The organism is Shinella sp. M31, from assembly GCF_049199205.1.
Lineage (GTDB): Bacteria > Pseudomonadota > Alphaproteobacteria > Rhizobiales > Rhizobiaceae > Shinella.
The window spans coordinates 91,969-115,671 of record NZ_JBLZPH010000095.1 but is presented as its reverse complement, the minus strand read 5'-3'; the positions used below and the strand labels follow the sequence as shown (position 1 = coordinate 115,671).

The following is a 23,703-nucleotide window of genomic DNA, read 5'->3' as shown; positions in this document are numbered from 1 at the left end:
GGATGCCGGCACACCGATCAGGAATACCCCAAACGCGTCTCCCGTAGCCGCCTGGTTCTGTTGTTTTGAAAGTGCGGCGAGATTACCTTGTTCTTTAATGTATTCCTGACCCAGCTGTTCGCAGTTTAGGTTTCCATAAGCGGCCATAGGTATGTCGACCGGGACGATGGCGTCAGGGCGCTTTGCACACGACGTTGCAACAGCCGCGGTTATCGCGACGGCGATCAGGTTATTTTTCATATTGTCCCCCAGAATTGCGAATGCATAGAAGCAAATCACGCAGGGGTTGTCGAGCGATGTAGGCGGAGAAAGCCGAATGCCTCAATTATTTCCAGGGGCTCGATCGAGAGCGCACTGTTGGTTAGGACGTCAGCCAGCAGGCCGGGGATATCAAAGTCGTTCGGGATATCCTTCAGCGGATCAAGGCGGGCCAACGGAGCACCATCGAACGGAAGTGGTGCTCAGCGGCGTGGTCGCTTTCGGCTCGAAGCGGGCTTACAAACCTTCGATCTCGGGAATTGTGAAAACGTGGGCGCGGCCGAGGTCTTGAGATTCTGAGAACTTGGGTGGGGCACGAACGACCTGGTTGAAGCCCGTAGAGGTGAAGCTGATCACCCCTGCGTCAAGTTCAATCTCATAGTCCCAGCAGACAAATTTTCCATTAGGCGATAACTGGCTGTTCTGCCGTCGTATATCGGAAATGCAGGTGTCGCCCCGGTTGACACCACCCGGCAAAGACCAATCGAGCGTCACCTTGAGATCCGAGACGTTATGAAACGTCAACGTGCAGGGAGCGACATCCCAACCTCTGAAATGTGTTCCCGCATCCGTCTTATGCCATTTGAAGATGTAATCGATGTCGAGGCTGATTGAGGAAAAATGAGGCATGGGAAACGTCATTGAATAGACCGTGGCATCGTGCCAGCCCATCTGGAGGAAGTCATCGTCTGAGTAGACGGTCTGGTAGGTCATGACCTTGCGCCGCAAAGAATGTTTGTGCGGTTTGATAACAGAAGTTCGGTAGTGATGGGTAGTGGCGCCCTACTCGTAGATCGTCAAAATCTGATCGATGGTCAGGGGCGAGGGTATCCAGTCCACAAATTCGAATTCCTCGTCCGTCGCGAACTTGGCCCAATAATCCTGCGCGTCGGGCTCAGTATCGGCGCCGGTTCTCCAGCGGATCAAGTTGACCTCGCCACTCTCGTCTCTTGCCGCAATGGGCGTGCCGTCACGCGGCGCGGACGCGGCTGGATAGGTCACCGTCGCCGCTCGGAATGCCTCGCTGAGATCGGGAAACCTGCTCATCAAACACCTCTTATCCGAATGAATACGTCCGCCTCTTCGGCCGCCTTCAAAAACGCCTCTCGCGCAGCATCCGGCGTTTCATTCCCTTCCATTGACGCCAGACACGTTCTCAGGGCCGCCTCATAGGCCTCGCCGGTATCCAACGGCCATCTCTCCATCAACGCTCTCGCTGCCTCAGCCGGGCTGGTCACGGTCCAGTATTTTCCGAGCTTGCTGGTCTCGAATGTGATCGGCTCTTCCCAGCTTTCATCGTACATTCCATCCTCGTACGCAGAAAAGAGCCCCGCATGCGGCGGGGCTAAAGATGGTATGATCAGTGCAAAGAAGAAACCTTCGCTGCCCCGCGTTGTTCCTTCCGGCAGGCTTACCCCCAAAAAAAACCCCGCCGAGGCGGGGGTGCAGGAACTGTCAATTTTGGGGGTATCCTCTACGCTCTGACCTTCTTGGCGCCGAGCGCTAATCCGATCGAGTCGAAGCTCTCCGCTACGTACAGGATCAGAGGACCTGGTACCCCGGTTTCGCTTTTGGGTACCGTCGCATTGACGATGATCTGTGTCCCTTGCGCATGAGCGCTGATATGCGACACCTTGGTGAAATCAATAATGGTTTTCCCGCCGTTGGTCTTAGTCAGTGAAAGCCACATCAATCGGATTCCTTTGGTCTTGGGAGGAATGCGTGCGTACGAGCTTATCGACGCAACACTAATATGCGCGCATCATGAGAAGGGGACGTTAACGCTGGGTGGTTTATTCGCTGCCCTACGATCGCAGTCGATTGAGGGCCGATGACCGGACCGTAGCCCCACGGGCGGCCTCGGTGCCGGATCCCGCGATCGGAGTGGTGCAATCGCCCCATCGAAAAGAAAAGCCCCGCGCGATGGCGGGGCGAGAGCTGAACCTAGAGCGGAGGCGAAATGCTCCCGATAGTGATTTGTTCCGGCTCGGGGTCGTCGGCGGGGTCAGGATCCGCTTGTAGAAATCCAAGCCCGATCAACCAGTCGCGGGCAATAACCGCAAGGGCTTCTTCGCGATCCATTGCTTCCTCTTTAGCAAAGCGGTCAATGGCATCCTCAACGTCTGGCGCGAACTTCATCCTTTTCCCTCTGAACCGCGTTCTTCACGGCAAAGCTGATCTGCGGGATCGCCCCGTCAGCGCCGTGCATATTGAGCATCATGAAGTCGACAGAAAGGCCGGCATGCGCAGCTCGCTTTATCAGGTCATTTGCATGCTGCATCGTCCGATGCAATTCCGCGGCGATATCGTCAGGATTTCCCCAAATTTCATCGACTGTTTTCATGTGGCCCTCAGCGCTTGTGGGTGCGCAGATAGCACGTTCGTCAGGGTCTGATAAACACGTTTGCCTCTTTGGTCGCGCAAAGGAGGGTCTCTCGCGGCGGTCTGGCGTCCATTTCCTTCCATCGCCGGCAGGCACGTTCTTATAACCGTCGCATAGGCCACGGCGGTTCGATCGACCATCTAAAAGCGGCCTGGCGGTTCCGCGATGCTGTAAAAATCACCCCGAAATTTTAGGGGATGTGAGATGCCGGGAACTATCCATGTGACGAATTAATTGGTGAAGACGGCATGGCCTTCGTGGTGAGAGGCCAATGCCGTTTTACGGCGGCTGCCCCCGGTAAATCAAGATTATCGGTGCGGGCGGCCGCCACTTGACCAGCCCGCCGATAAACACAAAAAAGGCCCCTTAGCCGGGACCTTTTCCGGTCACCCATAGGGTGCTTCGTCGAAGGGGCGCTTAGTTGTTGCCAGCCCATTCGCACACGCGGGTATCGCCCTCGCTACGTGCCGAGGCGCCGTTCGTCGAGCAATCGGACTTCATTTTGGCACGCTGCTCATCCGTCAGGCCGGCCCAGTTCTTTGCCCACTCGGTTTCCGGGCGCAGGGTGCGTGCCTTCATGTCGCTGTAGAAGACGTTACCAGTGGCTTCGTCCATCTGCATCATCTGAGCCTGGTCAGCTGCGTTCGTCGTCTCGGACGCCGTATCGCCGCTGGTCTGAGCGAATGCCGAAAAGCTAACGAGAGTGGCTACGGCAGCAAGTGTGGTGAGTTTGGCAAACATGTTCTTCTCCTCTTAAGCGGGAAAGTCCGCGTGGCAGAGAGAACACCGAAGGGGACCTATGGTTCCGTGCTCGATGACGTCTCCATTTTGGGGAACCGAGAACTTCGTTCGCGATGGTCTGCCCTCCCGCTTCAGTCTACCAGCCGAAATAAGCGCCAAGAGCGGCATAGGCGGCAGCGCCGTTCAATACCGCCGCCGCAAACAGCGACCAGATCGATGGGCGCATGACCGCTAGTAGTGCGGAGAATACGGCGAGAGCCGAGACAACGTAGATCACAGCGAGTTGACGATCGGCTCGGGCCGACCTTGGAAGGTGGCCTTGTTCACTTCACGGCTCACCCGATGCATTTGCATCTGTGCGTCTAAGTGATGGGCGAGAATGCCGATGAGTTTCTCAACTGGCGTGGCCGGATCTAGCCAGACATCGAAAACGGACGGATCCAGAATGATCGGCATCCGGTCATGGATTTGGCTGATGGGGGCGACCGCCGGCCCGGTGATGATCGTGCAGCTCGTGACCGGGGTTTCCATTCTGGTGTTATTCGCCCATAGGCCGGCGAAGGCATACGGCGCGCCGCCCGGCATCTGGATCAGCCAGGGGTCTTTGCCGCCGTCATCGCCTTTCGTCCATTCATAGAAGCCGTCGGCGGGGATGAGGCAGCGGCGCGCCTTGAATGCGTCTCTAAATCCGGGAGTCGTCGCCACCGTCTCGATACGCGCGTTGAACATCGCCGCCTTCGAAGGTTCTTTCGCCCAGTGCGGGATGAGCCACCACCGGCCGTCGTCGACGACCTGATTGCCTTCGTTATCGAGTCGAATAAAGGGCACCGTTTGCGTCGGCGCGATGTTGAACCGAGCCTCGGTGTTCCGGGCCTTCATGTTGTCGGTCAGGCGGTAGAGCGCGACAAGCTGGCGCCAAGGCAGCATCTGTGTGAAGCGTCCGCACATAATCCCTCGGCTAAAGCTTGATCTTGCGGATGGCGGCGGCCGTTTGCTCGTTGCATCGCATGGCTAGAACGTGATGGTCCGCCAAGGAAGCGATTGCCACGCAGGCCTCGCTCTCATCCTATCCTGCCTGAATAGCTTGCCAGATCAGCTTCTGGAACGCATCCTCGAGCTCCTGCTCGCAGAGCAAAAACCGGTCCTCGTTGCGTTCGTCAGATCGTGGTCCCCGAATATTCATGGCCGCCTCCAATGGCCAAGGTAGGGCGGGACAGTCAACCCGGCAAGGCTGCGTACTTTGCTTTGGCCGGTTGATCCCAGTAGGGATAGTGGCGAGCGCACCACCAGCGAGGCGGGACAGCTCGCGACGCAGCGAAGCCGAACCCACCCCATTCCCGGCAACCGGGATATTCGCGCCGGTGCTCGACGATTCCGGCATCAACGTGCTTTGCCGAGTAGTCTGTTGCCATATACAGCGCCTCGTCGCAGATCTCTCATCCATTTTTTTCGATAAGTCAGACCCGCATCGGTTAGGCGGCAAGAAGGGGACCAGCTGTCGCCGGTCGTCTCGATCAGTCCCAGGTCGAGCGCGTCGTTGCAGGTCTTTAGACCGGCGCCTCTCGGGCGTGGGCTGAACCTCGTTCGGTTCAGGCCGCGCAACAGACTGATTAATCGCGGCTCAGATGAGTTCATGAGGACACCGTCGTATTGGTACGAGGAGGGGCAACGTACCGCGTGACAGAGATCGCCCCTCCAAGGCCTGTGCCATTGCAACGACGACACTGACGCGAGCTAACCGGTGTTACCGCTGGATGTTCCAGAGCAGAGTTAAGGCTTCCAGCCTCGCGTGAAGCCGCGCCCCATGGCGACGGCCGCTATCCTAAGGCGCTCTTCGACTGCATCGCGCTCGGCGAGCACAGTTCGTATCGCCTCAAGCGCGTCCCATTCGTGGAGCGCCAGGACCTCGAAAGCCTCTTCTCTCGGCGCGGATGGTGGCTGACGCGGAATCATTGTGGGCGCAACTCCAGCTGCTTTTTGCTTTTGAGAACATATAGAGGGTGAGGGGTGTCCTGCAGCTTACGGAAACGTTCCGCGCGTTCAGCTGCCACTTTCTCGCGCCAGGCGCGACTAGCGGCAACTTCAGCAAGAGCTCGTGCGACGACATCGTTTTGCATCGATACCTCCGTTTTGTTCTCTTTATGTTCTCATTGAGAAGGCGAGGAGTCAAGCGCCAAATGAGAAAAGAATCCTAGTTTGACTTAGAATAGGGCGTCGGCCGTGCGTCCTCGCTATCGGGCGGGAACTGGCCGAGCTGAGGAGTCGTGGGGTAGGCCTTGATGCTTGTTCACACCGAATGATGTGAATTTCGCAACGCGCCTATTGTCATTCAGGTCATGACCGGTAATTGATATGGCAACCCCGTAAGGGGTTCGAGAAGGGCGCCGAGGGGAGGTTTGTGGTTTGGATACCGCAGCCTTTCCTCGACTTCGCAAATTCTCAGCGCTTCCTACCCGGTTTGGACCCGTATAGTCGGCGGGTGTGGAATCCGCCGCGTCTGAAATCACGCAGCCAGAACAGAACCAAATGCCGGCAATTGACGCAAGAGCGGGGCTGAGTTTTCCGCAGATTATCCCGTGGTGATTTGGCCGGCGGGCTAGACATTCAAAATCAACAGCTAAAAAGATGGGGTGCGACTATTCTGGTGGTGGCGGCGGCTTATCCGCGGCCAGGTGATGCGGTCGGTTGACGGGTGCACCTCTCTGCGAGGGCGGCCGCGCTGAGGAACTGAGATGACTTGGGAACCCGAGAACACGGTAGTGGCCGAGCTAGTCACTCGCAGAATCGCGGATGGCCCTCATTTGGGGGCCTTGGGGAACCGATTGTATGATCAGATAGACGACGTAGAGATACGAGGTTTTAAAATCCTCGATCAGTATCTAACCTGGTTACAGCGTGACGGATGCAAGGTTGATATCTCCCGATCACCACTTTGCGTCTCAGTTACCTACGAAAAGACCACCCACCGTTTGAGAGTGCGTGAGCGGCTTGCCACCAGTTGGGACGATAGTGGCAAGCAAATTCTTGTCAGGACTGGCAAACTGTGCGTGGTTGTTAATGGCAACTTCCTGATACACGAACCCGAGCAAGATTTGTTAGACTCGTTTCCTCGGGTGCTCAAAGCGGTGAAACGGCAAGGCGTGGACACCGATCTATTGCGCGAGATGCATCTCGAACGGACCGCGAGGCATCAATTTGAAGGGCTGATCGCTCCGGGGCCGAGTTCCTACGAGGAACGCGTTCGAGACACGGTGAGGCAGTTTCAGCGAATGGCATCCAACTACGCTGAAACGCGCCGCGCGGTGGATCTCCTGAATGAACTGGAGGCTGCTGCGAGCGCCCCAGATGCGGCCACGATAGAGATACTAAAGGAATATATTCGCCTCATCGACCCATTAGCTCACGGCAGCGATGTGGCTCTGCGTCTTCTGACCTACGTTCTGCATGGGCATCCTCAAGAAGAGCCGAGTAGGTTCAGGTAGTCCTACTCCGCCTCGGTTATCCCCATCCGTTGCATTCGAGCCAGTCTAGCTTCGCGCTTCTTCCGCATCGCCTCCTTCCGCTCGGGCGTCCAGAATGCCGGATCCTTCATTTTGTGGCTGACGCGCTTGGATTTGGGGAGGGATGGCGGTGGAACAGGGTCGTAGACGGCAGGCCCCACTAGGGCCGGCACAATGGCCTTATTTTTCCAAGTCTTATCGAAGTTCTCGCGATAGATCGCACGAACCACGGCATCGAACTCGAACGAATGATCATCTGGGTGTTGATCCACCACGAGAACCCAAAAGCAGCCGTCCTCCCGATCGTTGTCGTTCAGATCGACGAGGTACCGCTCCTCCACTAAATAGACACCTAACCCTTCATCACCCAGATGCAGGCTGAGGCGATCTCCAATCGCGGGGACTATGTTCATTAGGCATTTCAGTGACAACCGGTCGTGGTCGAAATATCCGTCTCCATCCTTCATCAAGACGACGACTTCATCTCTGATGGTCGGCTCTGTCACCCCTGCCGGTCCCTGAGTTTGACGACTCCCTCGCCACGCTCGTCGTCGATGAAGATGATGCCTGCGGATTCGAGAGCACGACGAACCGCTGCAACGTTATTCGTGGTGCCGGCTACGGCTCCCACGCTAGCCTCCATGCGCCGCAGGGTTGGAGCGGAGATGTTTGCGTTGTCAGCTAGCTCGACCTGCCCAAGCCCGAGCAGCGCCCTCGCCGCGGCAATCTGCCGGCCGGATATTTGATTAATTTCGCTCAATTTGATAAATTCCGCTTGACGCGTCCCCATTTGATGGTAATAGTTATCGCATTGAGCGAAATTAATCAACACGAGGAGACCCCCATGACCGCTACGCCCCCAAGATTAAGACCTTTCCGTTTCTCTGAAGGTCAGGCTGTTCTGCTCGGAGGAGATCTTCCCGCGGTAATCCGCGGGAGATTAAGAACCTTTGCCGGACAAGCACAATACAGGATCGAACTGACCGGCGAAAACGCCGGTCGCCCATACCGTACGGTGATGGAGGACGGCCTTGTCGAAGTCTCTGAGAGGTCCACGAAAGCGCGCTATTGCGGCGCTTCTATTCTTTCTGCAGGGCGGAAGATGCTGCTATTGCCGCCGGTGGCTCATGCTAACCTATGCGCCTTATAAGCGGCGCCCTGAGACGGCTACGATCGAACACCTGCGCCGCCAGGCTGATGGCGGCCGGCATCGCCTGGAGAACCTGGCGCTGGCATGTAAGGCCTGCAACGATAGGCGAGGGGCCATGGACTGGCTTACGTACGCTAGCTGGATCCGCAACGAATTCTAAGTTTACCGCTGCGCGCCCGAGGGGGCTTGTCGCGCGGTCTTTTATACCAGAGGCCCGCGCTGCACCACCCGCTCCAACACTGCGGAGCGCGGGCCGCCCCGACATCCCTCATCCACAACTGGCGCTTCCGGCTACCAGCGGGAACAACCAAGCATCCTGCAGATTTTCCTCACGTAGCGTAACAGGAGATGCTCCTATGACCGACAGCCGTGACGACCGGATCCGCGAGCGCGCGTATGAGATTTGGCAACGGGAAGGTTCCCGCGATGGCGTAGCCCTTGACCACTGGATCGAGGCTCAACGCGAAGTGGATGGCAGGCTGGGAGCCGCGGCGAAGGAAAGTCGTGATCCTGACGATCTCACTAACCGTCCGCCGCCGCCGAGTTAGGAGACGGACAGTCCCAACAGAGTCCGATATGAGCCGCTCGATCACAAGGTCGGGCGGCTTCTTTTCGGGAACGAAGTTCCTCCAAGGAGCGTTCGCCTCCTGATCAAAAAAAGGAGAGCGTCATGAATCGTATCATCTACATCGTCGGCTTGGTCGTCATCGTCATAGCAATCCTGTCGTTCTTCGGCCTTCGGTGAGCGCCATGAACGATGACCGAGAGCGGCGGATCAAGGATCGGGCGTTCGAGCTTTGGCAACGCGAAGGTTCACTAGACGGTCGGAGCTTGGGTCACTGGCTGCAGGCCGAGCGCGAGATTGAAGAGGAGATGACTGCGGAATCGCAGAAAGACGAGGTTGAGTCCGTGGCACTCGCTGGAGCCGTGAACCCTCACTAGCCGTGGCGACTCGGTGGCGACTCGAAATGAGCGTCATCTCGCGTCAAATCAACCGATCAGCGTTTTTCTCTTGATTGTCAGCTAGTTAGGTGGTGAGCGCGCAGGGATTCGAACCCTGGACCTACTGATTAAAAGTCAGTTGCTCTACCGGCTGAGCTACGCGCTCCCAAGGGGGGTAATTGGTGCCCCGCAGAAGTGCGCGGAACATAGGCAGGAGGGTTTGCCGGGTCAACCCGGAAAATGCGGCGGAAAACAGGTTTTGCTGCATTTCGCCGCGTTCTCCAAAAGGTGATTGGCAGGCGGGGGGCGGGAGGGCTATCAGGGGGCACGCGCGGCGATGCGGGCGGGCGGGTTTTCGCCTGATGTTCGATCCGCCTGATGTCTCGGAGCAGCCTCTTGTCGATTGCCGATATTTCCCTGTGGAGCGCGCTTCTGGCCGGCGCGCTGTCGTTCCTGTCGCCCTGCGTGCTGCCGCTCGTGCCGCCCTATCTCTGTTACATGGCGGGCATTTCCGTCGATCAGTTCCGGGGCGGCGAGGCGGCGGCGGTGCGGCGCGATACGCGCGGCGCGGTGCTGCTGGCGGCCTTTTTCTTCACACTGGGCTTTGCCACCGTTTTCGTCTCGCTGGGCGCTGGGGCTTCGACCATCGGCATGGTGCTCCGGCGCCATCTCGATCTGCTCGCGCAGATCGGCGGCGGCGTCATCATCCTGATGGGCCTGCACTTTCTCGGGTTGTTGCGCATCGGGCTCTTTGCCCGCGAGGCGCGGTTCCAGGGCGGCGGCAAGCCGGCCACGGCGTCGGGCGCCTATATTATGGGGCTGGCCTTCGCCTTCGGCTGGACACCGTGCATAGGCCCGGTGCTGGGCGCCATTCTCGGCATTGCCGCGGCGCGCGAGACCGTTGGCGACGGTGCGATGCTGCTCGCCGTCTATTCACTCGGCCTTGCCATTCCGTTCTGGATCGCGGCTGGCTTTTCCGGCGCCTTCATGCGTTTTCTCGCGCGGTTCCGCCGTCATCTCGGCACGGTGGAGAAGGTCATGGGCGTGCTGCTGATCCTGACCGGCCTTGCCTTCATCTTCGGCTATGTCAGCGCCGTCGCGATCTGGTTCCAGCAAACGTTTCCCATTCTCTCGCAAATCGGCTAGTCCGGGACGACATTCTCGGACAAGCGCGGGAGCAGGCTTCGGCCCATGGCTGACATTATCGGATTGGTCCTGCCGTTCTTCGGCATGATCCTCTTGGGCTATGTGGTTGCGAAGACCACGAAGCAGCCGGTCGAGGCGCTCGGCTGGCTCAACACGTTCATCATCTACATCGCGCTGCCGGCGCTGTTCTACAAGCTGGTGGCGAAGACGCCGGTCGAGCAATTGACGCGCGTCGATTTCATCGTCGCCAATATCAGCGCGACCTATCTGGTCTTCGCGCTGATCTTCGCAATCGGGTTGTTTCTGCGTCGGGCGACGGTGGGCGAGGCGACGATCCAGGGATTGGCGGCGGCTTACGGCAATATCGGTTACATGGGACCGGGGCTGGCGCTGCTCGCCTTCGGTGAGCCGGCGGCCGTGCCGGTGGCGCTGGTCTTCTGCTTTGAAAACATGCTGCATTTCATGATCGCACCTGCGCTGATGGCGCTGGGCGGCGGGGAGAAGCAGGCGCCGTTGCAGATCGTCACCGGCGTCGTGACGAAGATCGTCACACATCCCTTCATCATCGCAACGGCGGCCGGATTCGTTGCGGCTTTTGCCGGCTTCGAAGCGCCCGCACCCTTGCAGCGTCTGATCGATTATCTTGCGCAGGCGGCGGCACCCTGTGCGCTGTTTGCCATGGGGGTGACGCTGGCCCTGCGCCCGTTGAAACGGGTGCCCGTCGAGATCGGCTATATTGTGCCGGCGAAGCTGCTTCTGCTGCCGGTCACGATGTATCTGGTTCTGGGGCTTGCCGGCAATTTCGATCCGGTCTGGGTATTCACCGCCGTGCTGCTCGCCGCCCTGCCGACGGCGACGAATGTCTTCGTCATCGGTCAGCAATATGGCGTCTGGCAGGAGCGGGCCTCTGCGACCATCCTCATCACGACGGTTCTGTCCGTCGCGACGGTGACGATCCTGCTTTATCTCATTAAGTCAGGCCTGCTTGCGGGCGACCCGTTCCTGTAGCGTGTCGCGAAACGCTTTCAGCGACCCGCCCGGCTCGATCCCCTCGCGCATGACGATGCTGCGCAGCGGACCGAGTGCCGAGAGGAGATGCAGGCCCGCCGAACGCAGGAACTGCACGGGCAGGAAATCCGACAGCAGCGATCGGTTGAGCAGGTCGACGCTCACCGTGCGGGAGCGGACATCCGCCTGGCGCTTGCGGTCGAAACGCTCGCCGATGCCGTCATAGTCGGCCGGCTCCGCCCCATTGAGCAGCTCCTTCAACGCCATGATATCGCGCAGGCTGAGATTGAGGCCCTGCGCGCCGATCGGTGGGAAGGCATGCGCAGCCTCGCCGACAAGCACGACGCGGCCCTTGCCGAAGCGATCCGCCGTCATACCCGAGAGCGGGAAGCTCTGCGCGCCGCCTTCGACAGTGACCTTGCCGAGCATGGATTGCATGCGCGTTTCGACGGCCTGGCTAAGTTCCGCATCCGGTAGATCGCGAAGCCGCGCCGCTTCCTTCGGCGGCAGCACCCAGACGAGGCTGGAGCGGCGGCCGGGCAGGGGGACCTGCGTAAAAGGGCCGCTCTCCGTGTGAAACTCGGTGGAGACATTGCCGTGCGGGCGGTCGTGCGAAAAATTGAGCACGAGGGCGGACTGCGGATAGGACCAGCTGCGAACGCCGATGCCAGCGCTCTCGCGGATTTTCGACTTGCGGCCATCGGCGCCGACGACGAGATGGGCCAGCACGCGTTCGCCATCGTCGAGCGCCAGTTCCACACCGTTTTCGAAGGCGGTGGCGGCGGTGACCCCATTGGGCAACCGAACGATATTGCCGTTGGCCGCGATGCGGGCGTCGAGCACGTCGATGAAGGGCGCATTCGGAATGTTGTAGCCGAAGGCGGCGAGCTCGACCTCACTGGCGCGGAAGGCGACCGGCGGCGCGCGCAGCAGGCGCACCGTGCCGTCGAGGATCTGCATGGTCTCCAAGGCTGCGGCATGCGGCGCGATATCGTCCCACAGGCCGAGCACCTTCAGGAAGGCGATGGACTGGTCCATCAGCGCCGTCGTGCGCCCGTCGCCGGCGCGGGCGGGCGGGGCGATCAGCGCGATCCTCAGGCCCGAATCGGCAAGCGCCAGAGCCGCAAGGCTGCCGGCGAGGCCGGCGCCGACGATCGCAATATCGAATTCCTTCATGACCGACCTCCGAAGGGGCACGCGTTACCCACAGAATTGCACGCGCTTCTACTCCACGGAAACTAGGCCGGCAAAGGGGCAATTTCCATGGGATGAATCCGCGCAGGCCGTTGAAGCGCTTGACCGGCAACCGATTTTTACTGGCGATACCGGGCAATCAATGCATATTACCGTCAAGAGGGCGAGTTCGGCGGATCGCGGCCGAGATCAAAGCCCGAAATGAAGCCCACAAGGGATGGACAGCGAACGGCAATGAAGTTCTTCAATTACAAGCGCGTGCCCTACGCGGAAATCCGCGCCTTTTCCGTTCATATCCTGACGGCGTCCGGCTCGTTCCTCGCCTTCCTCGGCGTCGTGGCGGCGGCCGAGCACCGCTTTGTCGATATGTTCTGGTGGCTCGGGCTTGCCTTGGCAGTCGATGGCATTGATGGCCCGATCGCGCGGAAAGTGCGCGTTAAGGAAGTGCTGCCGAACTGGTCCGGCGACACGCTGGACAACGTCATCGACTATGTGACCTATGTGCTTTTGCCGGCCTTTGCGCTCTATCAGAGCGGCATGATCGGCGAACCCTGGTCCTTCGTCGCCGCCGGGGCCATCGTGGTCTCGAGCGCGATCTATTATGCCGATATGGGCATGAAGACCGACGAGTATTTCTTTTCCGGTTTCCCGGTCGTCTGGAACATGGTGGTGTTCACGCTCTTCGTCATCAAAGCGAGCGAGCTGACGGCATCCATCATCGTCTTCGTCTCGGTGTTCCTGACCTTCATGCCGATCAACTTCCTGCATCCCGTCCGCGTGCAGCGGTTGCGACCGCTCAATCTGCTGGTCTTCCTGCTCTGGTCTATCCTCAGCGGCTGCGCGCTTCTCTGGCATTTCGATTCGCCGGACTGGGTAGTCTGGGGCGTGGTGGCGACCGGGCTCTATCTCTACGGCATCGGCGCCGTGCTGCAGGCTTTTCCAAAGCTCGGCCGGTAACACACCATCGGGAGAACCGACATGACAAAGGCAATCGTCATCCGCAGTCTCGGCGGACCTGAAGTGTTGAAACTCGAGGAGGTCGCGCTCGGCGCGCCCGGTCCGGGCGAGGTGCAGATCAGGCAGGCGGCCGTCGGCCTCAACTTCATCGACGTCTATTTCCGCACCGGCCTCTACAAGGCGGAGCTGCCGTTCATTCCCGGCAAGGAGGGGGCCGGCACCATCACCGCGCTGGGCGAGGGCGTCACGGACTTTTCCGTCGGCGACCGCGTCGCCTATGCCTCGGCGGACGGCGCCTATGCGGCCGAGCGCAATGTCGCGACGAAGCACCTGGTGAAGGTGCCGGATGGCATTTCGCTTGAAACGGCGGCGGCGATGATGCTGAAGGGCATGACGGCGCAATATCTGCTGCTCCAGACGTACCAGGTGAAGCCGGGCAGCGTGATCCTGTTCCATGCCGCAGCGGGCGGTGTCGGCCTCATTGCCGGGCAATGGGCGAAGGCGCTGGGCGCGACCGTCATCGGCACGGCCGGCTCGCAGGCGAAGATCGATCTCGCGCTGGCGCATGGTTATGATCATGTCATCGATTATGGCAAAGACGATTTCGTCGCCCGTGTACGGGAGCTGACCAACGGGGCCGGCGTCGACGTCGTCTATGATTCCGTCGGCAAGGACACGTTCCCGCAGTCGCTGGATTGCCTGAAACCCCGCGGCCTGTTCGTCAGCTTCGGCAATTCCTCCGGTCCGGTCGATGCGTTCAACATGGGCCTGCTCGCGCAGAAGGGTTCGCTCTATGCGACCCGCCCGACGCTCTTCGCCTATATCGCCACGCGCGCTGCGCTGGATGCATGTGCAAACTCGCTCTTTGATGTTGTGCAGAGCAACAAAGTGCGTATCAATATAAATCAGACTTATTCGTTGGCGGACGCTGGGCAGGCGCACACGGATCTGGAAGCAAGAAAAACGAGTGGAACGACATTGCTCATTCCCTGACAACGACCCGAACGGGCGCAGGGGATCGGGATCGCAGGAAAGAGGGGAAGCGTGTCAGCCGTTGGAGCATCCGAGGGCAGCCCGTTGCTGGCTGTCCGCAGCCTGACAAAACTGTTCGGGTCTTTTGCCGCGTGCAACGGCATCGATCTCGACATCAAATCCGGTGAAATCCACGCCCTGCTGGGCGAAAATGGCGCCGGCAAATCCACGCTCGTCAAGATGCTCTTCGGCGTTCTTGCGCCCAGCAGCGGCCAGATCCTCTGGAAGGGCGAGCCGGTGCGCATCGCGAGTCCCGGTGCGGCGCGCCGCATCGGCATCGGCATGGTGTTCCAGCACTTTTCGCTGTTCGAAGCACTGACGGTGGCCGAAAACATCGCGCTGTCGCTCAGCCCCGGCATCTCGCTGTCCAAGGTCGCGGAAGAGGCATCGCGGCTGTCCCATCTCTACGGCCTGCCGCTCGATCCGAACGCCCATGTCGCCGATCTCTCGGTGGGCGAGCGCCAGCGCATCGAGATTGTTCGCGCGCTGTTGCAGAACCCGGAACTCATCATTCTCGACGAGCCGACCTCGGTGCTGACGCCGCAGGAGGCGGACCGGCTGTTCGAGACGCTGGCCAAGTTGAAGGCCGAGGGACGCTCGGTGCTCTATATCAGCCACCGGCTGGAGGAGGTGCAACGCATCTGCGACCGCGCCACCGTTCTGCGGCACGGCAAGGTGACGGGCGCCTGCGATCCGCGACAGGAGACGCCGGCCTCGCTGGCGCGCATGATGGTCGGCAGCGACGTCGCGTCGGTGAGTGCGGCTGGTACCAATACCAAGGGTGACGTGCTGCTGGAGGCCCGGCATCTGACCGTGCCGTCGCGCACGCCCTTTGCCGTCGCGCTGAAGAATGTCTGCCTCAAGGTGCGCAGCGGCGAGGTTCTGGCGATTGCGGGCGTGGCCGGCAATGGCCAGGGCGAGCTTTTCGACGCACTGTCCGGGGAGTATCCGGTTGCGGACCCGGCGGCGGTTTCCATCCGCGGCAAGGCGGCCGGCAATCTCGGCATCACCGCGCGCCGCCTGATGGGTGCCGGCTTCGTGCCGGAAGAGCGCCATGGCCATGCCGCCGTGACGACGCTGCCGCTGTCCGACAATCTGGTGCTGGCGCGCAGCCAGTCCGACCGCAAGACCTTTCTGGCCGGCGGCCTGCTCGGCATTATCCGCCAGGCGGTGGTACGCATCGCCTCGAAACGCATTTCCGAGACGATGGACGTCCGCAAGAGTGGCGAAAACCCGGTGGCCGGCTCGCTCTCCGGCGGCAATCTGCAAAAATACATCGTCGGTCGCGAGCTCGACCGCCAGCCGGCGGTGCTGATCGTCAACCAGCCGACCTGGGGCGTCGATGCGGGGGCGGCAAGCCGCATCCGCCAGGCGCTCGTCGATCTCGCGAAATCCGGGTCGGCGCTGCTGGTCATCAGCCAGGATCTCGACGAGATCTTCGAGGTCGCGACCGAAATCGCCGTCATCAGCGAGGGGCGGCTTTCGGATGCCTATCCGGCGCATGACCTGACGCGCGAGAAGATCGGCCTTCTGATGGGCGGCATGGTCGCAAAGACCGAAGGCGAGGTGGCCGATGCGCATTGAACTCGAAAAGCGCGCCAATCCGTCGACGCTCTATTCCATCCTGTCGCCGTTCCTCGCGCTGGCGCTGACGGTGATCTCCGGCGGCATCATGTTCGCGCTGCTCGGCAAGGATCCGGGCTCGGCGCTCTACAGCTTCTTCATCGAACCGCTGCTGGACGTCTGGTCGCTGCACGAAATCGCCATCAAGGCCGCCCCCCTGATCCTGATCGGCGCGGGCCTGTCGGTCTGCTATCGCTCGAACAACTGGAACATCGGCGCCGAGGGCCAGTTCATCGCAGGCGCGATCGCCGGCTCGATCGTGCCGGTCGTCTTTCATGAGTGGCATTCCTCGCTCGTCCTGCCGCTGATGCTGATCTTTGGCATGATCGGCGGTGCGCTCTATGCTTCCATCCCCGCCTTTCTCAAGGCGCACATGAACACCAACGAAATCCTGACGAGCCTGATGCTGGTCTATATCGCCCAGCTCTTCCTCGATTGGCTGGTGCGCGGCCCCTGGCGCAGCCCGGACGCCTACAATTTCCCGGTCACGCGCGATTTCGCTCCCGAAGCGATCCTGCCGGAACTGGTGTCGTCGGGCCGCGCCAATCTCGGCTTCGCGCTTGCCATCATCGCGGCCGTTGGCCTGTGGCTGATGCTGCGCTACACGCTGAAAGGCTTCGAGATCACCGTGCTCGGCCAGTCGGAGCGGGCAGGGCGCTTTGCCGGCTTCTCCTCCAAGCGCATGATCTGGTTCTCCATGCTCCTGTCCGGCGCGCTCGCCGGCCTTGCCGGCATTTCCGAGGTCAGCGGCACCATCGGCAAATTGCAGCCGATCATCTCGCCCGGTTACGGCTTCACCGCCATCATCGTCGCCTTCCTCGGCCGTCTCAACCCGCTCGGCGTCATCGCCGCCGGCCTCTTCCTGGCGCTGACCTATGTCGGCGGCGAGGCCGTTCAGCTGACGCTCAGCGTCTCCGACAAGGTCACGCGCGTCTTCCAGGGGCTGTTGCTGTTCTTCGTGCTCTCCTGCGACACGCTCATCCAATACAAGATCCGGCTGGTCTTCTCCCGCCTTGGCGAATTCAACGAGGGGGGAGCGCACTGATGGGTATGATCGAAGCAATCCTCCTCACCGTCATCACCGCGGCGACGCCGCTGGTGCTCGCCTCGATCGGCGAGCTGGTGACGGAGCGCACAGGCGTCCTCAATCTCGGCGTCGAGGGTATGATGGTGATGGGCGCCGCCATCGCCTTCGCCGCCACGCAAATGACAGGCTCGCCTTACATCGGCATCCTTGCCGGCATCGCGGGCGGCGCGCTGTTTTCGCTGCTCTTCGGTTTCCTGACGCTGACGCTCGTCGCCAACCAGGTGGCGACCGGCCTGGCGCTCACCATTCTCGGCCTCGGCGTCTCCGGCCAGATCGGCGAGCCCTTCATTGGCATGTCCGGCGCCAAGCTGCAGCCGATCGCCATTCCGCTCCTGTCGGACATTCCCTTTATCGGGCCGCTGCTCTTCAAGCAGGACATCATCTTCTACATCTCGATTGCGCTCGTGGTCGGCGTCAACTGGTTCCTGTTCAAGAGCCGCGCCGGCCTGAAGATCCGCGCCATCGGCGACAACCACGGCTCGGCGCATGCGCTCGGCATCCATGTCATCCGCACGCGTTATCTCGCCGTGATGTTCGGCGGCGCCTGCGCGGGCCTGGCCGGCGCGCAGCTCTCGCTGGTCTATACGCCGCAATGGGTGGAGAACATGTCGGCCGGGCGCGGCTGGATCGCGCTGGCGCTCGTCGTCTTCGCCTCCTGGCGCCCCTGGCGGGTGCTGGCCGGCGGCTATCTGTTCGGCGCGGTGTCGATCAGCCAGCTGCATGCGCAGGCCTTCGGCATCGGCATTCCCTCGCAGTTCCTGTCGGCTCTTCCCTATGCCGCCACTGTTGTCGTACTCATTCTGATCTCGCACAACAGGCGCATGACGCAGATCAACACACCGGCCTGCCTCGGCAAGCCCTTCGTGCCGGATCGATGAGAAGAACAAGAAAAACAACCACTCCAACCTCAGAGGATAAAATGAAGAAAATCATTATCGCGCTCGCAACCTCCGCCGCCATGCTCGGCTTCGCCACGGCCGCCAGCGCCCAGGACAAGACGAAGATCTGCTTCATCTATGTCGGCTCCAAGACCGACGGCGGCTACTCGGAAGGCCATGACCGCGGTCGCCAGGAGCTGGAGAAGGCGATGGGCGACAAGATCGAGACCGCTTTCCTCGAAAACGTGCCGGAAGGCCCGGATGCCGAACGCGCCGTCGAGCGCATGGCGCGCTCGGGCTGCGCGCTGGTCTTCACCACGTCCTTCGGCTTCATGGACGCCACGATCAAGGTTGCGCAGAAATTCCCGGACGTGAAGTTCGAACACGCGACCGGCTTCAAGAGCGCCGAAAACGTCGGCACCTACAATGCGCGCTTCTATGAAGGCCGCTACATCCAGGGCGTGATCGCCGCCAAGATGTCGAAGAAGGGTGTCGCCGGCTACATCGCCTCCTTCCCGATCCCGGAAGTCGTGATGGGCATCAACGCCTTCATGCTCGGCGCGCAGTCGGTCAACCCGGACTTCAAGGTGAAGATCGTCTGGGCCAACACCTGGGCCGATCCGGGCAAGGAAGCCGATGCCGCCAAGGCGCTGGCCGACCAGGGCGTCGATATCCTGACGCAGCACACCGACTCGACGGCACCGATGCAAGTCGCCGCCGAACGCGGCATCCACGCCTTCGGCCAGGCCTCGGACATGATCGCCGCCGGCCCGAACACCCAGCTGACCGCCATCGTCGACACATGGGGCGCCTATTACATCAAGCGCACCCAGGCGGTTCTCGACGGCACCTGGAAGTCGGAGCAGATCTGGGACGGCCTGAAGGACGGCATTCTCACCATGGCGCCCTACACCAACATGCCCGACGACGTGAAGAAGCTCGCGGAAGAGACCGAAGCGAAGATCCGCTCCGGCGAACTGCACCCCTTCACCGGCCCGGTGAAGAAGCAGGACGGTTCCGAGTGGCTGGCGCAGGGTGCCAAGTCCGATGACGGCACGCTGCTCGGCATGAACTTCTACGTCGCTGGCATCGACGACAAGCTGCCCCAGTAAGCCGGCAAGCGCGTAAGCGATAGCGTACCAAACAACGGAAAGGCGCCCCGCAAGGGCGCCTTTTTCGTTTGCGAAGGATGTGTGACGCGTTCAGGCTTTGCGGAATCGGCGCGGCACTCTATACCTGCCGGATGGTCCGGACCAAAAGGAGTGGTCCGGAGCCGAGGAGGGGAATTTTTGCGCAAGGGTTTGCTTGAAACGGTCATCAGCGGGATGAACACGCGCACCAGTCATGCGCAGGTGGTCAATGCGCTGGGCCGGTCGATCATCGCCGGCGATTATGCCGTCGGATCGACGCTGCCGGGCGATGCGGAACTGGCCGCGCGTTTCAAGGTATCGCGCACGGTGCTGCGCGAGGCGATGAAGACGCTCGCCGCCAAGGGCCTCATTGTTCCGCGCGCCCGTATCGGCACCCGCGTGACCCCCAACACGCAGTGGAACCTCTTCGACAGCGATATCCTCACCTGGTATTTCGCCGTCGGCGTCAACGAGGATTTCCTGCTGCATCTCTCCGAGGTGCGTCTGGCCTTCGAGCCGCATGCCGCCGCGCTTGCCGCGCGTTATGCCTCGGAATCCGATATCAGCCAGATGATGCGCCTTGCCGTTGCGATGGGCGACCCGGAGCACACGGCCGAAACGCTTGCCCTGGCGGACCTGAAATTCCATCTCTCAGTGCTGGAAGCCTCGCGCAATCCGTTCCTGCGCACCGTCGGCAGCCTGATCGAAGCTGGCCTTGTCGGCGCCTTCAAGCTCAGCTCGCCCGCCGCCGACCGCGGCAAGATCGACGACGTCGCGGCAAGCCATATCCGCATTGTCGAAGAGATCGACAAGCGGGACGAGGAGGGGGCGCGCCGCGCCATGGAGAATGTCATCAAGGTCGGCCGCGAACGCGTCGTGCAGGCGTTGCGCGAAGGAAAATAACCTCGCAACCCCAGCTATACGACCGCGTGACGGACAGGTCGAGCAGGTGACCGCCTCGGTGTGGATCGCGTAGGATCAGCCGTCGTTGCTGGCGTTTAAGTCTTCCGGGCGTGTGCCTTCGTCCAGGTTGCGCGTCGCAAGCTGGGCCGCACCCATCGACTGGTAGAGATTGAACAGCGCCTCGCTCGCCTTCGCGGCCAGCCGGAACCATTCGTCGTTGCCGGCAATCGCCGGATGATGGAGCAGCTGGTCGTCGACGAGATCGAGCACGATCGAGGTCGTGTGAACGGCCTCATGGAAGCCGAAGGAGCCGGAGGCATAGTGGGCGAGCAGGTCCGACGGCGTCATGGAGCGCTCGGCGGCGAGAATATCGAGTTGCTTCAGCCGTTCGTCTTCGAGTTCGATGTCTGTGCTTTCGAGCATGTCCGCCTCCATTGCAGTGCCTGTCCCAGACCTACCCGATTCGGATACAGGGGTGGATCGGAGATCCCGTCCTGGGCGACATATTTGAAAAGGCCGGACGGTAGGAGCCGTCCGGCCTTTAAAATCAGCCCTGCGGCGTCAGGGTTACGGAGGTGCCGGTTGCGGCGATGTTCAGGCCGATCTGGCCGCTGACGCTGACCGTCTGCAACTGGATAGAACCCGAGGTGCCGCCGACCAGAACGTTTGCGCCGAGGCCGACACCGACGGTGGCTTCCGCCGTCGCGCCCTGATAGAGGCCGCCGAGCGAGCCATGGTGATAGCCGGCCGTCGGCGCGAAGACAGCCCAGACGATGCGGCCCTGCGTGGTGAAGCCCACATCGACGCCCATCTTGCGGATCACGCCGCTATAGACATCCTGCTGGCCGCGGGTCGACTTGAAGACGCAATCGACGGATTTTGCCGAACCGAGCACGTAGCCGACGCCGCCGCCGACGTCGCAGGTCAGCATTCCGATCTTGACGCCGTCACGATCACCGTCGCGCTCGACATAGACAGGCTCCTGATCTCGGATGACCATGTCGGCTGCGCTGGCCGTCGATGCCAGCGCCTGCGCCAGGGTAAGGGCGAGGACCGCTCCAAGCTTCTTGTTCATCGTTGTTCTCCTTCTAGCTGGCACGATAATGGCGAATCCGGCGAATTGGTTCCCGGTCGCCCGTCATCTCATGGCGAAGATCGTGGCGGAGTAGGGGCAGCCGGTGCCGCGCCGACAGGAAGGGGACGCAGCGTCGTTTTACGGTCACACCCGGTTGATCGTGGGCAGATGCGTGATCACCTCGTCGCGGCGCGCATCGTCCAAAGAAGCGATGTTTGCGTTCCAGAACGCTTCCGCCTCACGCGTCTCGTGTTTCCACTGGCGGGTATCGACCTTGTTGTCGTCGATCTCGGCAAGCCGCCCGCCGCCGAGACGGAGATATTCTGCGGCAAGCTTTGCGGTCGGTGTCTGTTCCATGGCGGCCTCCTTGAATGAGAAGGCGAAACCGCAGGATACGCGGGATTGTTCCGGCAGCGGAGGAGAGCAGGCAACAAAAAAGGCCGGGGCGAAAACGCACCGACCTTCCTCATCATCACCTTTTCACCAGTGCCAGTACATCCGTGGTCAAGGGCAGCAGGTGATGGCGGCCATCGCGAGCGGCAGAGGCTTTCCAGCGCTCTCAAGCGATTACCGATGACTGTGATATAGGAGGCGATTGTGGTGAAATCAAGTTCACGGTGTTTTATTTCCTTGCTGCGAGGGAAATAACGGCATTGACCAAGGGAGCGTGAGTTCAGCCGAAGCGGACAAAAGCTGCCTATGGATTGCACTGCATCTTTCGAACTTTGGCTCGAGACCGTACCGGTTCATTCCTTCAGCCGCTAGGCTGTTGCCGCGCAGGTCCCTGCCGACGATCCATATCACGTCTACTCGCACGCACCGGCTTTCGAGCAGAGTTGGCGCCTGCCTTGCAGCGCTGCAGAAGCGGACAATCGCGACAGCGGGCGCGCCCATGTTGGCAAATCGTCTGACTAAGACGCTTTATCAGAATGTGAAGCTCGGCCAGTTCGGCCGCGCTCCATTGCGGCGACGCGGCCATCACCGCGTCATAGGCGGTCAGCGTATCGGCTGTATTCCGGACGAAGCCGTAACGACTCAACACACGCAAGATATGGGTGTCTACGACGAAGGCCGGCATGTCCAACGTGCTGAAATTCAGCGTAGCGGCCGAAACCTTGCGGCCAACGCCTGGCAGGCGTTCAAGCCATGCGAGCGCTTCGTCGATGCTGAGGCGGCCGAGGAAGTTCAGGTCGAAATCCGGTTGCCCGGCGCCTATGATGCGAAGCGCACCGCCCAGATGCCGTGCCTTGGAATCGGGAAAAGCAACATCGCTTATCAAGTCTTCGACATCGCCGGTCGACGCTGCTGCAAGAGCGGGCCACTCCGGGTACGCTTTCACGAGCCGCAGATAGGCGGCAAAAGAGATTTCGTCGAGTGTGCGGTTGCTGATCGATGACTTCACAAGCTGGCCGATCGGCGAACATGCGGAGCCTCGGGCAGGACGGCCGAAAAAGCTGCCCAACTGTTTCCGTATCCACGCCACATCCGAGATGGCGCCAAAATCGAACATCATCTGCATTCAGCCACTATAGAACAAATAGAGAACAATGCAAGGCGGCAATGTACAAGGGGAGCGCCTCGGCATCGCGCTATTTAAGCTCTAAAGGATCGTCATGGAGATGATATTCGCGGACGAAGCAGGAAAAAGGAACCACGCCCTGGAACGCGTAAGTTCGTTGATTTCAATCGCTATTCAAGAAGCTGAAAGGATTGGCAATGCAGCGTCCGCCTTAGATGGGCCCGCAAAGTGGATCAAGGCGTAGGGTGTACGTCGGCTTGTGCGCTAGCGTGAAATTTTTCAGATAATTAAATCAAAGTGATGGCGGAAGAGGTGGGATTCGATAAGTAATTGATTTCCTTGATTTTCAGGCATTCCAGCCTGCCTGTCAACCGCGTTTATGTTACAGTTAGTGTAGCAGCCATACGGGCGGCAAATAGTCCGCCAAACAGCAAAAACCCCGGACAGTGCCGGGGTGCTTTTACTTCGTAGCTCGATGGGTGGTCTTAGACCAACAAGGAAGCCCGTATAGCGCAATCCTTGCTTCAAGCAGCGTACCCAAGCGCGGCAGTCCTTTCCATGTTCCTTGGCGCCGTGTCGATGATCTGGGGTGCTGGTTCGCATAAGGGCTAAGCCCGCGCGCGCAATGCTTTCTGCAAAAGGGCGAAGCGACAGAATTGAAGGATGTTATCCCCTTCAGTCCGTGGCGTAGAATTCAGCTGTGTGAGCCCGGAGAATAGCCAAATCTGAATGCGATTGTCTGAAGCTCCGCTGCCGGATCAAATCCAATGGCGCGCGCAATGGCGAGATATTCGACAATGTCAAGGCGACGCTGCCCCGTCTCCAGCTTCGCGACATACGACTGATGCTGCCCGATAGCTTTGGAAACGTGTTCTTGCGTCAAACCAGCAGCATGGCGATGTCGGATGATCACACCAATCAGCTCTTTGTGCTCTGGCGTATGAATCGAATTCGACAAAAAAGGCCCCAACTTTCGAAGACGGGGTCTTTAAATATTCGCAAGAACCAATTATTCCAAAAGAGCTGGTAGTGGTATTGTATTGCGCACTCAACTTGGGTGGGGATAAGTGGGATCGGATAGTTTATGGATTGAGTGCGGAACTTGCACAAAGCGGATTTCTCTAGCTGCGAAGTCGTGCCCGCAATGCGGCGCGCATCGCAAGCGGTTCAGCGCTTT

At 60.4% G+C, this 23,703-nt stretch carries 31 protein-coding genes and 1 tRNA gene; 13 read left to right on the top strand and 19 right to left on the bottom strand.

What is annotated here, in order from left to right; genetic code table 11:
- The 10 genes from ACOZKU_RS16600 to ACOZKU_RS16555 all read right to left on the bottom strand — a co-directional run.
- A partial coding sequence (locus tag ACOZKU_RS16600; RefSeq protein WP_421579777.1) for a hypothetical protein occupies window positions 1-240 on the bottom strand: 240 nt, incomplete at its 3' end.
- Window positions 241-495: 255 nt separating this feature from the next.
- On the bottom strand, window positions 496-972 hold the full coding sequence (locus ACOZKU_RS16595) for a hypothetical protein (protein ID WP_421579775.1): 477 nt from the start codon (window positions 970-972) through the stop codon (window positions 496-498).
- Window positions 973-1,041: 69 nt separating this feature from the next.
- Complete coding sequence (locus ACOZKU_RS16590; RefSeq protein WP_421579774.1) at window positions 1,042-1,305, bottom strand: hypothetical protein; 264 nt, start codon at window positions 1,303-1,305, stop codon at window positions 1,042-1,044.
- On the bottom strand, window positions 1,305-1,562 hold the full coding sequence (locus tag ACOZKU_RS16585; protein WP_421579773.1) for a DUF982 domain-containing protein: 258 nt from the start codon (window positions 1,560-1,562) through the stop codon (window positions 1,305-1,307). The genes ACOZKU_RS16590 and ACOZKU_RS16585 overlap by 1 nt, the downstream gene beginning before the upstream one ends.
- A 170-nt stretch (window positions 1,563-1,732) precedes the next feature.
- On the bottom strand, window positions 1,733-1,948 hold the full coding sequence (locus ACOZKU_RS16580; RefSeq protein ID WP_421579772.1) for a hypothetical protein: 216 nt from the start codon (window positions 1,946-1,948) through the stop codon (window positions 1,733-1,735).
- A 254-nt stretch (window positions 1,949-2,202) separates the two neighbouring features.
- Window positions 2,203-2,397 carry a hypothetical protein gene (locus ACOZKU_RS16575; RefSeq protein WP_421579771.1) on the bottom strand — a complete coding sequence of 65 codons (195 nt, stop codon included), beginning with the start codon at window positions 2,395-2,397 and terminating at the stop codon, window positions 2,203-2,205.
- Window positions 2,375-2,602 carry a hypothetical protein gene (locus ACOZKU_RS16570; RefSeq protein ID WP_421579770.1) on the bottom strand — a complete coding sequence of 76 codons (228 nt, stop codon included), beginning with the start codon at window positions 2,600-2,602 and terminating at the stop codon, window positions 2,375-2,377. The genes ACOZKU_RS16575 and ACOZKU_RS16570 overlap by 23 nt, the downstream gene beginning before the upstream one ends.
- Before the next feature lie 456 nt (window positions 2,603-3,058).
- A complete protein-coding gene (locus ACOZKU_RS16565; RefSeq protein WP_421579769.1) occupies window positions 3,059-3,382 on the bottom strand; it encodes a hypothetical protein in 324 nt (107 codons plus the stop codon).
- Between the two features lie 273 nt (window positions 3,383-3,655).
- On the bottom strand, window positions 3,656-4,330 hold the full coding sequence (locus ACOZKU_RS16560) for an SOS response-associated peptidase (RefSeq protein ID WP_421579768.1): 675 nt from the start codon (window positions 4,328-4,330) through the stop codon (window positions 3,656-3,658).
- A 1,001-nt stretch (window positions 4,331-5,331) separates the two neighbouring features.
- Entirely contained in the window at window positions 5,332-5,499 is a 168-nt protein-coding gene (locus tag ACOZKU_RS16555; RefSeq protein ID WP_421579767.1) for a hypothetical protein, read from the bottom strand.
- A gap of 705 nt (window positions 5,500-6,204) precedes the next feature.
- On the opposite strand from ACOZKU_RS16555, the gene ACOZKU_RS16550 reads away from it, so the two are divergent.
- Window positions 6,205-6,864 (top strand): hypothetical protein, encoded by a 660-nt coding sequence (locus tag ACOZKU_RS16550; protein ID WP_421579766.1) that lies wholly within the window; start codon window positions 6,205-6,207, stop codon window positions 6,862-6,864.
- 2 nt (window positions 6,865-6,866) lie between these two features.
- Here the strand turns inward: ACOZKU_RS16550 and ACOZKU_RS16545 are convergent, their stop codons facing one another.
- Window positions 6,867-7,388, bottom strand: coding sequence for a hypothetical protein (locus ACOZKU_RS16545; protein WP_421579765.1), 522 nt, complete (start codon window positions 7,386-7,388; stop codon window positions 6,867-6,869).
- On the bottom strand, window positions 7,385-7,642 hold the full coding sequence (locus tag ACOZKU_RS16540) for a transcriptional regulator (RefSeq protein ID WP_421579785.1): 258 nt from the start codon (window positions 7,640-7,642) through the stop codon (window positions 7,385-7,387). Before ACOZKU_RS16540 ends, ACOZKU_RS16545 begins: the two co-directional genes overlap by 4 nt.
- A gap of 271 nt (window positions 7,643-7,913) precedes the next feature.
- Here ACOZKU_RS16540 and ACOZKU_RS16535 point away from each other — a divergent pair, with 271 nt between their 5' ends.
- From ACOZKU_RS16535 to ACOZKU_RS16525, 3 genes are all read left to right on the top strand, one after another.
- Window positions 7,914-8,192 (top strand): HNH endonuclease, encoded by a 279-nt coding sequence (locus ACOZKU_RS16535; protein WP_421579764.1) that lies wholly within the window; start codon window positions 7,914-7,916, stop codon window positions 8,190-8,192.
- 196 nt (window positions 8,193-8,388) lie between these two features.
- Window positions 8,389-8,580, top strand: coding sequence for a DUF2934 domain-containing protein (locus tag ACOZKU_RS16530; protein WP_314094197.1), 192 nt, complete (start codon window positions 8,389-8,391; stop codon window positions 8,578-8,580).
- Between the two features lie 202 nt (window positions 8,581-8,782).
- Complete coding sequence (locus tag ACOZKU_RS16525; protein WP_421579763.1) at window positions 8,783-8,974, top strand: DUF2934 domain-containing protein; 192 nt, start codon at window positions 8,783-8,785, stop codon at window positions 8,972-8,974.
- Between the two features lie 90 nt (window positions 8,975-9,064).
- Here the strand turns inward: ACOZKU_RS16525 and ACOZKU_RS16520 are convergent.
- Window positions 9,065-9,140, bottom strand: a tRNA-Lys gene (locus ACOZKU_RS16520).
- 230 nt (window positions 9,141-9,370) lie between these two features.
- On the opposite strand from ACOZKU_RS16520, the gene ACOZKU_RS16515 reads away from it, so the two are divergent.
- Both ACOZKU_RS16515 and ACOZKU_RS16510 read left to right on the top strand, forming a co-directional pair.
- Window positions 9,371-10,120, top strand: coding sequence for a cytochrome c biogenesis CcdA family protein (locus ACOZKU_RS16515; protein WP_421579784.1), 750 nt, complete (start codon window positions 9,371-9,373; stop codon window positions 10,118-10,120).
- Between the two features lie 45 nt (window positions 10,121-10,165).
- The gene (locus ACOZKU_RS16510) at window positions 10,166-11,128 is read left to right on the top strand and encodes an AEC family transporter (RefSeq protein ID WP_421579762.1); all 963 of its coding nucleotides are present in this window, start codon (window positions 10,166-10,168) and stop codon (window positions 11,126-11,128) included.
- On the opposite strand, the gene ACOZKU_RS16505 is transcribed toward ACOZKU_RS16510, so the two are convergent.
- Window positions 11,096-12,304, bottom strand: a complete 1,209-nt coding sequence (locus ACOZKU_RS16505) for a UbiH/UbiF family hydroxylase (RefSeq protein WP_421579761.1) — start codon at window positions 12,302-12,304, stop codon at window positions 11,096-11,098. The two genes, ACOZKU_RS16510 and ACOZKU_RS16505, sit on opposite strands and share 33 nt — an antisense overlap.
- Window positions 12,305-12,556: 252 nt before the next feature.
- Between ACOZKU_RS16505 and pcsA the strand changes: the two genes are divergently transcribed.
- The 7 genes from pcsA (at window position 12,557) to ACOZKU_RS16470 (ending at window position 19,932) form a co-directional block, all read left to right on the top strand.
- Entirely contained in the window at window positions 12,557-13,279 is a 723-nt protein-coding gene (pcsA, locus tag ACOZKU_RS16500) for a phosphatidylcholine synthase (protein ID WP_314094917.1), read from the top strand.
- Window positions 13,280-13,300: 21 nt separating this feature from the next.
- Window positions 13,301-14,272 carry a quinone oxidoreductase family protein gene (locus tag ACOZKU_RS16495; RefSeq protein WP_421579760.1) on the top strand — a complete coding sequence of 324 codons (972 nt, stop codon included), beginning with the start codon at window positions 13,301-13,303 and terminating at the stop codon, window positions 14,270-14,272.
- 51 nt (window positions 14,273-14,323) lie between these two features.
- Complete coding sequence (locus tag ACOZKU_RS16490) at window positions 14,324-15,895, top strand: ABC transporter ATP-binding protein (protein ID WP_421579759.1); 1,572 nt, start codon at window positions 14,324-14,326, stop codon at window positions 15,893-15,895.
- Complete coding sequence (locus tag ACOZKU_RS16485; protein ID WP_421579758.1) at window positions 15,885-16,979, top strand: ABC transporter permease; 1,095 nt, start codon at window positions 15,885-15,887, stop codon at window positions 16,977-16,979. Before ACOZKU_RS16490 ends, ACOZKU_RS16485 begins: the two co-directional genes overlap by 11 nt.
- The gene (locus ACOZKU_RS16480) at window positions 16,979-17,899 is read left to right on the top strand and encodes an ABC transporter permease (protein WP_421579757.1); all 921 of its coding nucleotides are present in this window, start codon (window positions 16,979-16,981) and stop codon (window positions 17,897-17,899) included. The genes ACOZKU_RS16485 and ACOZKU_RS16480 overlap by 1 nt, the downstream gene beginning before the upstream one ends.
- A gap of 41 nt (window positions 17,900-17,940) precedes the next feature.
- Window positions 17,941-19,011 carry a BMP family ABC transporter substrate-binding protein gene (locus tag ACOZKU_RS16475; RefSeq protein ID WP_314094908.1) on the top strand — a complete coding sequence of 357 codons (1,071 nt, stop codon included), beginning with the start codon at window positions 17,941-17,943 and terminating at the stop codon, window positions 19,009-19,011.
- Window positions 19,012-19,224: 213 nt separating this feature from the next.
- The gene (locus ACOZKU_RS16470; protein ID WP_314094983.1) at window positions 19,225-19,932 is read left to right on the top strand and encodes a FadR/GntR family transcriptional regulator; all 708 of its coding nucleotides are present in this window, start codon (window positions 19,225-19,227) and stop codon (window positions 19,930-19,932) included.
- A 75-nt stretch (window positions 19,933-20,007) separates the two neighbouring features.
- Here ACOZKU_RS16470 and ACOZKU_RS16465 read toward each other — a convergent pair whose 3' ends face one another.
- The 5 genes from ACOZKU_RS16465 to ACOZKU_RS16445 all read right to left on the bottom strand — a co-directional run bounded on the left by ACOZKU_RS16465 (window position 20,008) and on the right by ACOZKU_RS16445 (window position 23,484).
- Entirely contained in the window at window positions 20,008-20,355 is a 348-nt protein-coding gene (locus ACOZKU_RS16465; protein WP_314094907.1) for a hypothetical protein, read from the bottom strand.
- 124 nt (window positions 20,356-20,479) lie between these two features.
- Window positions 20,480-21,007 (bottom strand): DUF992 domain-containing protein, encoded by a 528-nt coding sequence (locus ACOZKU_RS16460; protein ID WP_314094905.1) that lies wholly within the window; start codon window positions 21,005-21,007, stop codon window positions 20,480-20,482.
- A gap of 144 nt (window positions 21,008-21,151) precedes the next feature.
- Window positions 21,152-21,364, bottom strand: a complete 213-nt coding sequence (locus ACOZKU_RS16455) for a hypothetical protein (RefSeq protein WP_314094903.1) — start codon at window positions 21,362-21,364, stop codon at window positions 21,152-21,154.
- Window positions 21,365-21,761: 397 nt separating this feature from the next.
- Window positions 21,762-22,526, bottom strand: coding sequence for an endonuclease III domain-containing protein (locus ACOZKU_RS16450; protein ID WP_421579756.1), 765 nt, complete (start codon window positions 22,524-22,526; stop codon window positions 21,762-21,764).
- A gap of 694 nt (window positions 22,527-23,220) precedes the next feature.
- A complete protein-coding gene (locus ACOZKU_RS16445) occupies window positions 23,221-23,484 on the bottom strand; it encodes a helix-turn-helix domain-containing protein (protein WP_421579755.1) in 264 nt (87 codons plus the stop codon).
- Window positions 23,485-23,703 lie beyond the last annotated feature (219 nt).